12 protein-coding genes, 1 pseudogene and 1 riboswitch are annotated in these 12,635 nt (G+C 63.0%); of the genes and pseudogenes, 10 read left to right on the forward strand and 3 right to left on the reverse strand.

Going from position 1 to position 12,635, the window contains the following annotated elements; all coding sequences use genetic code 11:
* Window positions 1-38: 38 nt before the first annotated feature.
* Entirely contained in the window at window positions 39-626 is a 588-nt protein-coding gene (locus NKH19_RS05610) for a histidine phosphatase family protein (protein WP_352981910.1), read from the forward strand.
* Window positions 627-759: 133 nt separating this feature from the next.
* Here the strand turns inward: NKH19_RS05610 and NKH19_RS05615 are convergent, their stop codons facing one another.
* Window positions 760-1,020, reverse strand: coding sequence for a DUF1344 domain-containing protein (locus tag NKH19_RS05615; protein ID WP_352981911.1), 261 nt, complete (start codon window positions 1,018-1,020; stop codon window positions 760-762).
* A gap of 280 nt (window positions 1,021-1,300) precedes the next feature.
* Between NKH19_RS05615 and aroC the strand changes: the two genes are divergently transcribed.
* On the forward strand, window positions 1,301-2,401 hold the full coding sequence (aroC, locus tag NKH19_RS05620; RefSeq protein WP_352981912.1) for a chorismate synthase: 1,101 nt from the start codon (window positions 1,301-1,303) through the stop codon (window positions 2,399-2,401).
* 95 nt (window positions 2,402-2,496) lie between these two features.
* Window positions 2,497-3,597 (forward strand): 3,4-dihydroxy-2-butanone-4-phosphate synthase, encoded by a 1,101-nt coding sequence (gene ribB, locus NKH19_RS05625; protein ID WP_352981913.1) that lies wholly within the window; start codon window positions 2,497-2,499, stop codon window positions 3,595-3,597.
* A gap of 44 nt (window positions 3,598-3,641) precedes the next feature.
* Here ribB and NKH19_RS05630 read toward each other — a convergent pair whose 3' ends face one another.
* A complete protein-coding gene (locus tag NKH19_RS05630) occupies window positions 3,642-4,865 on the reverse strand; it encodes an MFS transporter (RefSeq protein WP_352981914.1) in 1,224 nt (407 codons plus the stop codon).
* A gap of 121 nt (window positions 4,866-4,986) precedes the next feature.
* On the opposite strand from NKH19_RS05630, the gene NKH19_RS05635 reads away from it, so the two are divergent.
* Window positions 4,987-5,595, forward strand: a complete 609-nt coding sequence (locus NKH19_RS05635; RefSeq protein WP_352981915.1) for a TetR/AcrR family transcriptional regulator — start codon at window positions 4,987-4,989, stop codon at window positions 5,593-5,595.
* Window positions 5,596-5,928: 333 nt separating this feature from the next.
* A complete protein-coding gene (locus NKH19_RS05640) occupies window positions 5,929-6,912 on the forward strand; it encodes a hypothetical protein (protein ID WP_352981916.1) in 984 nt (327 codons plus the stop codon).
* Between the two features lie 116 nt (window positions 6,913-7,028).
* Here NKH19_RS05640 and bluB read toward each other — a convergent pair.
* Window positions 7,029-7,703, reverse strand: a pseudogene (gene bluB / locus NKH19_RS05645) (5,6-dimethylbenzimidazole synthase); the annotation flags it as partial.
* A 3-nt stretch (window positions 7,704-7,706) separates the two neighbouring features.
* Window positions 7,707-7,885, reverse strand: a riboswitch (cobalamin riboswitch).
* A 121-nt stretch (window positions 7,886-8,006) separates the two neighbouring features.
* Here bluB and NKH19_RS05650 point away from each other — a divergent pair.
* The 5 genes from NKH19_RS05650 to dxs all read left to right on the forward strand — a co-directional run bounded on the left by NKH19_RS05650 (window position 8,007) and on the right by dxs (window position 12,581).
* Window positions 8,007-8,933, forward strand: coding sequence for a histone deacetylase family protein (locus NKH19_RS05650; protein WP_352870341.1), 927 nt, complete (start codon window positions 8,007-8,009; stop codon window positions 8,931-8,933).
* 3 nt (window positions 8,934-8,936) lie between these two features.
* The gene (locus NKH19_RS05655) at window positions 8,937-9,188 is read left to right on the forward strand and encodes an exodeoxyribonuclease VII small subunit (protein ID WP_027046614.1); all 252 of its coding nucleotides are present in this window, start codon (window positions 8,937-8,939) and stop codon (window positions 9,186-9,188) included.
* 109 nt (window positions 9,189-9,297) lie between these two features.
* Window positions 9,298-9,564: a DUF2277 domain-containing protein gene (locus NKH19_RS05660; RefSeq protein ID WP_023759114.1), complete on the forward strand. Its 267-nt coding sequence runs from the start codon at window positions 9,298-9,300 to the stop codon at window positions 9,562-9,564.
* A 38-nt stretch (window positions 9,565-9,602) separates the two neighbouring features.
* Window positions 9,603-10,523 (forward strand): pirin family protein, encoded by a 921-nt coding sequence (locus NKH19_RS05665; protein ID WP_352981917.1) that lies wholly within the window; start codon window positions 9,603-9,605, stop codon window positions 10,521-10,523.
* A gap of 144 nt (window positions 10,524-10,667) precedes the next feature.
* Entirely contained in the window at window positions 10,668-12,581 is a 1,914-nt protein-coding gene (gene dxs, locus NKH19_RS05670) for a 1-deoxy-D-xylulose-5-phosphate synthase (RefSeq protein ID WP_352981918.1), read from the forward strand.
* Window positions 12,582-12,635 lie beyond the last annotated feature (54 nt).

A 12,635-nucleotide genomic window follows, 5' to 3' on the forward strand; every position in this document is an offset into this window, starting at 1 on the left:
CAACCGTCATCCGTCCCGATCCCGCACCGGAAGACTTGATGTACCCGCTGGTTTATATCGCGCGCCACGGCCAAACCGCGTGGAACGCCGAATTCCGGCTTCAGGGGCAGGCCGACACCGATCTCAACGCTCTTGGCCGCGAACAGGCGACCGGAAACGGCCAGCGGCTCGCCGGACTGGTCCAAAATCCTTGGGAATTCGACTTCGTCGCCAGCCCGATGAAACGGACGCGCGAAACGATGCAGCGCGTCCGCGCCGCGATGAAGCTCGATCCGGATGCCTATCGAACCGACCCGCGCCTCGTCGAAGTCAATTTCGGCGATTGGCAGGGATTTACCTTTGCCGAGCTCGAGACACGGTATCCCGGAGCGAGCAGGACGCGCGCGCTGGACAAATGGAACTTTCAGCCGCCGGGCAAAGGCGCGGAGAGTTACCAGATGCTGCTCGAACGGGTGAGGCCCTGCTTCGACGCGATCCAACGCCGGACGATCTGTGTGACCCATGGCGGCGTCATGCGCACCTTGTTCCGCTTCGTTCTGGGACTGGCCGAGGACGAGGCAGCGAACCTGGACATACCGCACGATCGCCTGCTCAAGCTCGAAGGCAAGAGCCTGGAGTGGCTGTAAGCCACTGAATGCATGTCACCCAAATGGGGGAATGACATGCGCAAAATCAATGACCCGAAGCGCGTCGCCTGAATCCGTTCGAACGCGACGCGCTTAGAGGGCGGAACCGTCGCTCCGATCTTGGCAGAAAGCCTTAATTCGCCGAGCTGTCCGGCAGTTCCATGTCGGTGATGACGTTTTCGCCATTGGTCACGTCGTAGGCGATGACGATGTCCATGCCCGGCTTCAGCGCGTCGAGATCGGTCTCGGCGTTCAGCTTGTAGGACTTGCCGTCATCCAGCGTCAGCGTCAGCGCGTCCTTGTCGACGTTCTTGATCAAGCCTTCGGTCTGGCCGGCGAAAGCAGCGGTGGAAAGCAGCAGTGTGGCGGCAACGGCGCCAATCAGGGTACGCATAATCGTTCCTCTTTATCATTGCACCGGCATGGCGGCGGACGTTCAACAGCGGATGGAGCAGAGCAGAAACCAACCGAATGTGTCAAAACTAAATCCGCCAGATCACAGTTTGACCCCTGTGAAAAACGCCAATAGAAGGCAAGCTACAGCGCCGCGCGTCCTCATGGACGCGCAAAGGACGCTGTAGCACTTTTGATTTTGCGCATGATCCTTTCCGAAAATCGCTCCGATTTTTGGGGTCATGCGCCAAGCCGGCTCCGATGCCGGGCAGGGTCATTTTATGTCTCACAACACGTTCGGCCACCTTTTCCGCGTCACCACCTGGGGCGAAAGCCATGGCCCGTCGCTCGGCTGCGTGGTCGACGGCTGTCCGCCCGGCATCCGCTTTACTCAAGCTGACATCCAGGCGGAACTCGACAAGCGCCGGCCGGGACAGTCACGTTTCGTAACGCAGCGTCGCGAACCAGATGAAGTGAGGGTTCTGTCCGGCTTCATCCTCGACGAGGACGGCGAGACGATGATCACCACCGGCACGCCGGTCTCGATGCTGATCGAGAATGTCGACCAGCGTTCAAAGGATTATGGCGAGATCGCTCGCCAATACCGGCCCGGCCATGCCGACTACACCTATGACGTCAAATATGGCGTGCGCGATTACCGTGGCGGCGGCCGCTCCTCGGCCCGTGAGACGGCGGCGCGGGTGGCAGCCGGTGCCTTGGCGCGCAAGGTGGTGCCCGGCGTTGTGGTGCGCGGCGCGCTGGTGTCGATGGGGGAAAAATCCATCGACCGCGCCAACTGGAACTGGAATTTCCTCGGCGACGCGGAAAATCCGTTCTTCACCCCCGATCCGGCTTCCGTTCCCGTCTTCACTAGATATCTCGACGGCATCCGCAAGGCGGGCTCCTCGGTAGGTGCGGTGATTGAGATCGTCGCCGACGGCGTTCCAGCAGGCCTCGGCGCGCCGATCTATGCCAAGCTCGACCAGGACATCGCGTCCGGCCTGATGTCGATCAACGCGGTCAAGGGCGTCGAGATCGGCAACGGCTTCGAGGCCGCCCGCATCACCGGCGAGCAGAATGCCGACGAGATGCGCATGGGCAATGACGGCAAGCCGGTATTCCTGTCCAACAATGCCGGCGGCATCCTGGGCGGCATCTCGACCGGCCAGGCGATCGTCGCCCGTTTCGCCGTCAAGCCGACCTCGTCGATCCTGACGCCGCGAAAGTCGATCGACAAGGATGGCCACGACGTCGAGATCATGACCAAGGGCCGCCACGACCCATGTGTCGGCATTCGCGCCGTGCCGATCGGCGAAGCAATGGTTGCCTGCGCGATCGCCGATCACTATCTGCGTCATCGAGGACAGACAGGAAGGGAATAGGCAGTAGGCAGTATGTTGGGCTGTCTACAGAGACAGTCTTTTTCCCTACTCCCTACTCCCTACTCCCTACTCCCTACGAACGAAGCGAGTTTTTCATGCCTTACGATCAGAAGAAAATCGTCGAAGCCCTGCGCGCTTTCGAACGCGGCGAGATCGTTGTCGTCATGGATGATGACGGGCGCGAGAACGAGGGTGATCTGATCGTCGCCGCCGTCCACTGCACGCCGGAAAAGATGGCGTTCATTGTCCGCCACACGTCCGGCATCGTCTGCACGCCGATGCCGCGCGAGGAAGCAAAGCGGCTCAACTTGCAGCCGATGGTCGCCGACAATGATTCTGCCCACACCACCGCTTTCACCGTCAGCGTCGATTTCAAGCATGGCACCACGACCGGCATTTCGGCCGAGGACCGCACGCTGACCGTGCGCAACCTTGCCAACGGCAATGTCGGCGCCTCTGACTTCGTCCGGCCCGGCCACATCTTCCCGCTGATCGCGCGCGAGGGCGGCGTGCTGATGCGCTCTGGCCATACCGAAGCCGCGGTCGATCTGTGCAAGCTCGCCGGCCTGCCGCCGGTCGGGGTGATTTCGGAATTGGTGAACGACGACGGCACCGTCAAGCGCGGCCCGCAGGTGCAGGCTTTCGCCCAGGAGCACGGCCTGAAGCAGATTTCGGTCGCCGATCTCATCGCCTACCGGCAGCGCAAGGAAACGCTGGTCGAGCGCGTAGCCTGCTCCGAAATCGACACGCTTGGCGGCAAGGCGCAGGTCTTCACCTACACGCTGCCCTGGGACTCCATGCATCATGTCGCGATTGTCTTCGGCGACATCCGCGACGGCGAGGACGTGCCGGTGCGTCTGCATTCCGAGGATGTGGTGACCGATGTCTTCGGCACCAGCCACCGGCTCGACGGCATCATGAAGGCGATGGGCGAGCGCAGGCGCGGCGTCATCGTCTATCTGCGCGAAGGCTCCGTCGGCGTCGCCCATCAGGAGCGCAAGCGGCCGGCGAGCGGCGACCGCGAGGATCACGAAGAGGCGCGCCGCCGCGAAAACGAGTGGCGCGAGATCGGGCTCGGCGCGCAGATACTCAAGGATCTCGGCATTTCCTCGATCAACCTGATCGCCTCGCGCGAACGCCACTATGTCGGCCTCGAGGGCTTTGGCATCCATATCGCCAAGACCGAGATTCTCTGAGTCTCCGGCCGACAGCGCCCGGTTTCAAACCGGGCGCCCATCGATTATTCCGCGGCAATCGCGGCGGCTTCGCATCCGTCCAGTTCGCACTCCTGAGTGGCAAGGCTGCGCTGCCCAAACTGCACGGTGGCCAGTGCGATTGTGCCTGAAGCCACCGAGACCCAGAACCCGTTCTGGGCGCCGAACGCGTCCACCACCGCACCTGCGGCGAATGACCCGATGGCCATGCCGATGCCGATCCCGGTCATCACCCAGGTGATGCCTTCGGTCAGCATCGCTTCCGGCACATGCCGCTCGATCAGGCCGAAGGCGGTGATGAAGGTCGGCGAGATCGCCACGCCGCTGATGAACACGGTCAGCGCCAGCAGAGGCACGGTGTCGGCGGTGAGCGGCAGCAGCGTGCCGAGCGTGACGAGGGCGACTGCGATGGCCAACTGGCGTTGCAGCGGCGCTTTCAGGTTGAGCGCGCCAACGATGATGCCCAACACGAACGATCCCAGCGCATAGACGCCGATGACGAGGCTCGCGGCCCCCGGTTGGCCAAGCTCCTTGGTGATCGCCACCGTGCTTACTTCGGTCGTTGCAAACGTCGCGCCGATGAAGATCAGGGCGAAGGTGATGATCCGCACCGGCCGCAGGCGGATTGCCGAGCCGCGTGAACCCTGTTCCACCGGCCGCACTTGCGGCTCGGTCGAACGCTGCAGGATGAAAGCGGTCGAGCCGAAGGCAAGGAACAAGGTGCTCACCAGCATGCCCGCTTCCGGGAACAGGGCGGCACTCAGGCCCACCGACAGCGATGCCCCGGCGATATAGACCAGTTCGTCCGCCGCCGACTCGAAGGCGAAGGCGGTGTTCATCTGCGGCCGCCCGCGGAAAATCTCGGTCCAGCGCGCGCGCACCATTGCCGGGATGCTGGGCATCGCGGCAGCCAGCAGTGCCGACACGAACAGCGTCCATACCGGCCAGTCTTGATTTGCCGCCGCTATCAGGACGGCGAAGGCCAGCACGGAAATGATGGTGGTGGGCACTACGATCCGCGTCTGGCCAAGGCGATCCACCAGTCTTGATATCTGCGGCGCGAGGAAAGCGTTGGCGAGCGCGAATGTCGCGGCGACGGCGCCGGCCAGCCAATATTCGCCGCGCGTCTGCGACAGCATTGCCACGATGCCGATTGGTGCCATGGCGATCGGCAGGCGCACTATGAAGCCCGCGGCGGCAAAGCCCTTGGCTCCGGGGGCACGAAAGATTTCCGAATAGGGATTTTGCATGGGTTGGTTCCTCGACAAAGGACGATTCGACAATTACATACGATGCGTATGAATGTTAAATAGAGCATACGCCGCGTATGTCAATTGGCATACGCAACGTATGTGAATAGGTCCAGAAGCCATGCACAAACCCCGCAAGGAGATGATTGCCGAGACGCGCGCCAAGCTGATCGCGGCCGCCCGCCATGCCTTCGGCACGGTCGGCTATTCGGAAGCCTCGATGGATGACTTCACTGCCTCAGCCGGGCTGACGCGCGGCGCGCTCTATCATCACTTCGGCGACAAGAAGGGACTGCTGCAGGCGGTTATCGCCGAAATCGACGGGGAGATGGCGGCACGCATCAATGAGGTCGCGTCGAGAGCGCCGACCCGCTGGCAGCATTTTGTCGACGAATGCACGACCTATATCGAGATGGCGCTTGAGCCGGAAATCCAGCGCATCATGTTCCGGGATGGCCCGGCCGTTCTCGGGGATCCGGCACAATGGCCGAACGCCAATGCGTGCATCGCTTCAATGACCAGCCATCTGACGGCGCTGCAGGAGGAGGGAGTCGTCGTCTCCAGCCTCGACCCCGAAACGGCCTCGCGGCTGATCAACGGCGCGAGCAGCCAGGCGGCGCAACGGATCGCCAATTCGAACGACCCCGAAGCGACCTCGAAGAAAGTGGTGACGGCGTTCAAGCAACTGCTCGAAGGCCTGCTCAAAAAGCCGGGTTCGCAATCGAACTGAAATCCCATCGGTGGCCCGGCGCCACGGTAGGGCTTCGAACTCAAAAGACCTTACGACAGCCAGTTCGGCGGTGCCGGCAGCTTTTCACGATAGGAATTTTTTCTTGCTTCCATGACCTCAGCTATGGTACATATTCGTCCATGGTGCTGATTTGCGCCAGTGACCCGCCGCACAGGCGGGTTTTTCGGTTGATGCTCCGTCAGCCAACGCGCCGGCGAAGGCTGCGAAGGAAACCCGTTAACCCGAGTTCGTTGCCCGGGCGCCAACCCGGCAATTGACAATCGCCGGGTTGGGTCCATCCTTTCCGACCACCTCTGAGGGGAGATTCGGGGCATGTGGGATTTCGATATCGGCGGGTCGGTGTCCATCGTGATGCGAACCTGGCCGTTCATTGTCTTTCGCATGATCGTCTATTTCGGCATTACGCTGGCCTACATCATGGCGACGGGCACCGGCGCTAGCGTCGGCTATGGCGTCGGCCATATCTCCACCGATCCCGACGGGCCGCTGTCCTTTGCCCTGTGGGGCGGCGTGGTCGGTTTCGGTATCGTCTCGATCGCCGTCTACTGGATCCGCGAATACATCCTCTATGTCGTCAAGGCCGGCCACATCGCCGTCATGGTCCATCTGATCGACGGCCGCGACATTCCCGGCGGCCAGGACCAGATTGCCTACGCCAAGGATATCGTCACCCAGCGTTTCGCGGAGGCCAATATCCTTTTCGTCGTCGACCAACTGGTCAAGGGCGCCATCCGCGCCATCACCGGCCTCATCGGCGGCATCGCCGCCTTCCTGCCGATCCCGGGCCTGGGCGGCCTGGTCTCCTTCATCAACACGGTGATCCGCCTGTCCCTGACCTATGTCGACGAGATCATCCTCGGCTACAACATCCGCATCAATTCGTCCTCGCCGTTCGAGACGGCGCGCCAGGGCGTCGTGCTCTATGCCCAGAACGGCAAGGTCATGGTCAAGAACGCCGTCTGGCTGGCGGTCATCATGTGGGGCGTGTCCTTCGTCATCTTCCTGCTGATGCTGGCGCCTGCCGGCGCCATTCTCTTCCTGATGCCCGGCCAACTCGCCGGCTGGGCCTTCGTGCTCGCCATCGTCTTCGCCTGGGCTTTCAAGGCGGCGTTCATCGAACCCTTCGCCATCGCCTGCCTGATGCAGGTCTATTTCAAGACCATCGCCGGCCAGGTGCCCGATCCCGACTGGGATGCCCGGCTGGCCGAGGCGTCGTCGAAGTTCAGGGAGCTTAAGGATAAGGCGCTGGCCTCCTTCGGCGGCTCGCGTTGGGGCACGGCCGGCGCGACAAGCTGATCGGCGAGGCTCGCCGGCGTGGCAGCAACGGTGTTGAGGCGCGCCACGGTCGATTTGAGCAACGCTTCACCTTGCCCGGAAAAAACCTCGCTCATGATCAGTTCCGGCAACGGCAGCCGCCGTCCCCAGCCATGCGTTTCAAGGTCCGGCTTTGGCGCGAACTCCGAGACACGGCCGACGCAGAGATAGGCGACCGGGGTCACATGCTCCGGAATTGACAGCAGGCCTTTCAGCGCTTGCGCCTCGATGATGCTGACCCAGCCGACACCGACGCCTTCGGCGCGCGCCGCCAACCAGAAATTCTGCACCGCGCAGACCGTGCTGTAGAGGTCCATCTCCGGATTGTGCCAGCGTCCCAGCGGCGAACCTTCCGAGCGCTGCCGGTCGCAAGTGATGCAGATGTTGAGCGCGCTTTCGCAAATGCCTTCCAGCTTGAGTTTGCGGTAGAGCGCCTGGCGCTCTTCCTCGATGGCCGGCAATTCCTGCTCGCGCGCCGCCAGGAACAGGTCGCGCACCTTTTCCCGTCGTTCGGCATCGCGAATGACGATGAAATTCCAAGGCTGCATGAAGCCGACCGACGGCGCGTGATGAGCGGCAAGCAGCAGCCGCGCCAGCACCTCATCGTCGAGCGCGGTGGGCAGGAAGTGGCTGCGCACATCGCGCCGCGTGAACATGGCGCGATACACCGCATCGCGCGCATTCTGCTCAAATCCATCGCCAACGGCAGCGGTCATGTGTTCCGGCATCGCTTGTCCCCTTGCGATTGCAATCAATGCCATCCGCCTGACCATGCGGATGACGATGCCTGCCAGGCCGGTCTTCTGGCTTGGGATCAACCCGCGTCCGGTGCCTTCCCGTATCGACAGTGGCACATACCGGCGCGGTCCCCCTTACAGCGTTGGGCACGCCACGGAGTTCAACCGTGTTCCCGATTCTCCCACTTGCGGCGGGCACCAGGCAGTGCCACGGACCTTACGCCGAAGCGCGGACGACGCCAATGCCTGCCGCGACGCGAATGGACGCAGGCGCGATTTTCCCCAATCATCGGCCGCCCGTGCATGGCCTTTGTCGATCCGGGTCACTAGATTAGGACGATGGCTACCCGTCTCTATACCCATCCAGTCTTCCTTGAGCACCTCACGCCGCCCGGCCATCCCGAGCGGCCGGACCGCTTGCGCGCCATCGAGCGCGTGCTGGACGACGAAGCTTTTGCCGCGCTCGATCGTATCCAGGCGCCGGAAGGCGACGAGGCCACCATCCTCTATGCCCATCCCGCCGATTTCGTCGCCCGCGTGCGCGCCGCCATTCCCGACGAGGGAATCGCCCGCATCGACGCCGACACCACCGCCAGCCCGAAGAGCTGGCAGGCGGCGATCACCGCGATCGGTGCGGCCAACGCCGCCGTCGACGACGTCTTTGCAGGCCGCGCCGACAATGTCTTCGTAGCCGCCCGGCCGCCCGGCCACCATGCCGAAAAAACCACGTCGATGGGTTTTTGTCTGTTCAACACCGCGGCGATCGCGGCGCGTTATGCGCAGAAGAAGCATGGTGTCGAGCGGGTTGCCGTCGTCGACTGGGACGTGCATCACGGCAACGGCACGCAGGATATTTTCTGGGACGATCCGTCGGTGCTCTATTGCTCGACGCACCAGATGCCGCTCTACCCCGGCACCGGCGCGAAGAACGAAACCGGCGCCGGCAACATCGTCAACGTACCGCTGGCGCCGCAGACCGGCAGCGAGGTGTTTCGCGATGCCTTCCTGTCGCGCGTGCTGCCGGCGCTCGACAATTTCGCGCCCGATCTGATCATCATTTCGGCCGGGTTCGACGCGCATCACCGCGATCCGCTGGCCGAGATCAACCTGACCGAGGACGATTTCGACTGGGCGACCGGCCAGTTGATGCAGCGCGCCGCGCGTCACAGCGGCAACCGGCTCGTCAGCCTGCTCGAGGGTGGCTACGATCTGCAGGGATTGGCATTTTCGGTCGCCGCCCATGTCGGGCGACTGATGAAAGGATGAATGATGGCCGGTGAGACCAACGAAGATGTCAAGGCGATGAGCTTCGAACAGGCACTCGACGCACTCGAAAAGATCGTCGATGATCTTGAGCGTGGCGACGTGCCGCTCGACCAGTCGATTAAGATCTATGAGCGCGGCGAGGCACTGAAAGCGCATTGCGACCGGCTGCTGAAGGCCGCCGAGGACAAGGTCGAGAAGATCAGGCTGTCGCGCGATGGCAAGCCGGTCGGAACGGAGCCGCTTGACGCGGATTGAGGCGGTCCGAACGGTGGTCTTGCCTCACGGGCTTTTGGACATGATCATGATCGAGGATAGAACGCGTCCCGATTGAAAGCGCTCCAGGACAAGAGGAGATACGGAAGCGATGTGCAGAAACATCAAGACCCTGTTCAATTTTGATCCGCCCGCTACCAACGACGAAGTCCGCGACGCGGCACTTCAGTTCGTCCGCAAGCTGAGCGGAACGACGCGGCCTTCGAAGCAGAATCAGCATGCCTTCGACCACGCGGTCGAAGCCATCGCGGCATCGGCGCGCGAACTGCTTGATTCACTCGAAACCCATCAGCATCCGCGCAATCGCGAAGAAGTGGCGGCCAAACTAAGGGCGAAATCGGCGATCCGGTTTGCCTGATACATCCAGGCTGCCTCTGGCGCCGACGAGGAGAGTTCATGAGCTTTTTCCCGGGGAAAGACCCTGAAGTCGGCGACGCCTTCGCCAGCGACCAGATCGAGCTTATGGTCATCCCGAATGCCAAGGACATTGGCGGTTTTCAGGTGCGCCGCGCCCTGCCGACCGCCAAGAGGCGGTTGGTTGGACCGTTCATCTTCTTCGACCGGATGGGCCCCGCGATCCTGCGCGCCGGGCAGGCGCTCGATGTCCGTCCGCATCCGCATATCGGCCTGTCGACGGTCACCTATCTGTTCGACGGCAGGATCAGGCATCGCGATTCACTCGGCACCGAAATGGTCATCCAGCCCGGTGACGTAAACCTGATGACCGCCGGCCGCGGCATCGTCCATTCCGAGCGTACCCCCGAAGAACTGCGCGGCGCGCCGATGTCGATTTCCGGCTTGCAGACCTGGTTGGCGCTGCCGGACGGCAAGGAAGAAGTAGCCCCGGTTTTCGAGAACACCGCAGCACTACGGCTGCCCGAGATCGACGCCGAAGGCGTCAGCGGGCGCATCGTCATAGGTGATTTCCAGGGATTGCGGTCCCCGGTCAGGGCCGACTCCGAGACGCTTTATGCCGACCTGCGCCTTGCGCCAGGCGCCGGCGTGAAGATCCCGGCCGATGCGGAAGAACGAGCCATCTACACACTGGAAGGAGAGGTCTCGATTTCGGGCGACGTTTTCCCGGCCGAACGGCTGCTGGTGTTTCGGCCCGGTGACGAGATCGTCGTATCGTCGCGGACCGGCGCGCATTTTATGCTGTTCGGCGGCGCTTCGCTCGGCTCGCAGCGCTACATCTGGTGGAATTTCGTCTCATCGTCGAAGGAACGCATCGAGCAGGCCAAGCAGGAATGGAAGACGGGACGCTTCGATATTGTTCCTGGCGATGAGGAAGAGTTCATTCCGCTGCCGGAAAGCTGATGCATGTTGTCCAAAAGTGGCCCCGGTTTTGGGCGAACGGCGTGCATCAAAACAAAAACCACGGCCTGATCCGCGTCACTGACATGCATTTACATTCTCCGGCCGGCGGCCTATTTCGCCAATGAACAGAAAGCCTGGGCACCCGTGAACGCAACGCCGCATACGCCGCTTCTCGACAAGGTCCGCATCCCAGCCGACCTGCGCACGCTTGCCGAAAGCGAGCTGCCGCAATTGGCAGCCGAGCTTCGCGCCGAGCTGATCGACGCCGTCTCTCACACCGGCGGCCATCTTGGCGCCGGCCTTGGCGTGGTCGAGCTGACGGTGGCGCTGCACTATGTCTTCAACACCCCCGATGACCGGCTGATCTGGGATGTCGGCCACCAGGCCTATCCCCACAAGATCCTGACCGGCCGCCGTGACCGCATCCGCACATTGCGCCAGGAAGGCGGCCTGTCGGGCTTCACCCGCCGCGCCGAGAGCGAGTACGATCCCTTTGGCGCCGCCCACTCCTCGACATCGATCTCGGCCGGCCTCGGCATGGCCGCCGCCCGCGATCTCTCCGGCGGCCGCAACAATGTCATCGCCGTCATCGGCGACGGTGCGATGTCGGCCGGGATGGCCTATGAGGCGATGAACAACGCCGGCGCGCTCGATGCGCGGCTGATCGTCATCCTCAACGACAACGACATGTCGATTGCGCCGCCGACCGGCGCGATGAGTGCCTATCTGGCGCGCCTGGCCTCGGGCAAGGCCTATATCGGCCTGCGCGACTTCGGCAAGAAACTGACGTCCTACCTCGGCAAGCGCGCCGACCGCGCGATCACAAGGGCGGTCGAGCATGCACGCGGTTACGTCACCGGCGGCACGCTGTTCGAGGAGCTCGGTTTCTATCACATCGGCCCGATCGACGGTCACAATCTGGAGCATCTGATTCCGGTCCTGAAAAATGTCCGCGACAATGGCGAAGGCCCGGTGCTGATCCATGTCGTCACCCAGAAGGGCAAGGGCTACGCACCGGCGGAAGCGGCCGCCGACAAATATCACGGCGTCAATAAGTTCGATGTCATCACCGGCGCGCAGGCCAAGGCGCCGGCCAACGCGCCTGCCTACACCAAGGTGTTCGCAGAAAGCCTGGTTCAGGAAGGCCGCGAGGACGACCGCATCGTCGCCGTCACCGCCGCCATGCCGAGCGGCACCGGCCTCGACCTGTTCGGCGAAGCGTTTCCGTCGCGGACATTCGATGTCGGCATCGCCGAACAGCACGCGGTGACTTTCGCCGCCGGCCTTGCCACCGAAGGCTACAAGCCGTTCGCGGCGATCTATTCGACCTTCCTGCAGCGTGCCTACGACCAGGTCGTCCACGACGTCGCCATCCAGAAATTGCCGGTGCGCTTTCCCATCGACCGCGCCGGATTCGTCGGCGCCGATGGCGCGACCCATTGCGGCGCTTTCGACACCACTTTCCTGGCGACCTTGCCGGGTTTCGTCGTCATGGCGGCTGCCGATGAGGCGGAACTGCGCCACATGGTGCGGACCGCGGCAAGCTATGATGTGGGCCCGATCGCCTTCCGCTATCCGCGCGGCAACGGCATCGGCGTCGACATGCCGGAGCGCGGCTCGGTTCTCGAGATCGGCAAGGGCCGCATCGTCAGGGAGGGCACCAAGGTGGCGCTGCTGTCCTTCGGCACGCGGCTGCAGGATTGTCTGATCGCCGCCGAGGAGCTAGGTGCCGCCGGACTTTCCACCACGGTCGCCGATGCCCGTTTCGCCAAGCCGCTCGATGAGGATCTGATCCGGCGGCTGGCCCGCTCGCATGAGGTGCTAGTGACTGTGGAGGAGGGCGCCGTCGGCGGCTTCGCCAGTCACGTGCTGCAGTTCCTCGCCCATGAAGGTCTGCTGGAAAGCGGCCTGAAGGTGCGTCCGCTGGTGCTGCCCGACGCGTTCACCGACCACGCCAAGCCGGAAAAGATGTACGCCGATGCCGGGCTAGACGCGGCCGGCATCGTGCGCACCGTGTTCGTCGCGCTCGGTCATACAGTTCGCGCTCAGCGCGCCTGAATCAAAGCCTCAACGACTTGAATCAATTAGCCGACGCGCGACCTTAACCCATTG

Source organism: Mesorhizobium sp. M1338, from assembly GCF_040318045.1.
In the GTDB taxonomy this organism is placed as follows: domain Bacteria; phylum Pseudomonadota; class Alphaproteobacteria; order Rhizobiales; family Rhizobiaceae; genus Mesorhizobium.

Bases quoted from the DNA above. Each gene is read 5' to 3' on its own strand.
- aroC (WP_352981912.1), top strand. From the start codon at position 1,301: ATGTCTCACAACACGTTCGGCCACCTTTTCCGCGTCACCACCTGGGGC.
- NKH19_RS05665 (WP_352981917.1), top strand. From the start codon at position 9,603: ATGAGCTTTTTCCCGGGGAAAGACCCTGAAGTCGGCGACGCCTTCGCC.
- NKH19_RS05630 (WP_352981914.1), bottom strand. From the start codon at position 4,865: ATGCAAAATCCCTATTCGGAAATCTTTCGTGCCCCCGGAGCCAAGGGC.
- NKH19_RS05635 (WP_352981915.1), top strand. From the start codon at position 4,987: ATGCACAAACCCCGCAAGGAGATGATTGCCGAGACGCGCGCCAAGCTG.
- NKH19_RS05655 (WP_027046614.1), top strand. From the start codon at position 8,937: ATGGCCGGTGAGACCAACGAAGATGTCAAGGCGATGAGCTTCGAACAG.
- NKH19_RS05610 (WP_352981910.1), top strand. From the start codon at position 39: ATGTACCCGCTGGTTTATATCGCGCGCCACGGCCAAACCGCGTGGAAC.
- NKH19_RS05615 (WP_352981911.1), bottom strand. From the start codon at position 1,020: ATGCGTACCCTGATTGGCGCCGTTGCCGCCACACTGCTGCTTTCCACC.
- NKH19_RS05660 (WP_023759114.1), top strand. From the start codon at position 9,298: ATGTGCAGAAACATCAAGACCCTGTTCAATTTTGATCCGCCCGCTACC.
- NKH19_RS05640 (WP_352981916.1), top strand. From the start codon at position 5,929: ATGTGGGATTTCGATATCGGCGGGTCGGTGTCCATCGTGATGCGAACC.
- NKH19_RS05650 (WP_352870341.1), top strand. From the start codon at position 8,007: ATGGCTACCCGTCTCTATACCCATCCAGTCTTCCTTGAGCACCTCACG.
- ribB (WP_352981913.1), top strand. From the start codon at position 2,497: ATGCCTTACGATCAGAAGAAAATCGTCGAAGCCCTGCGCGCTTTCGAA.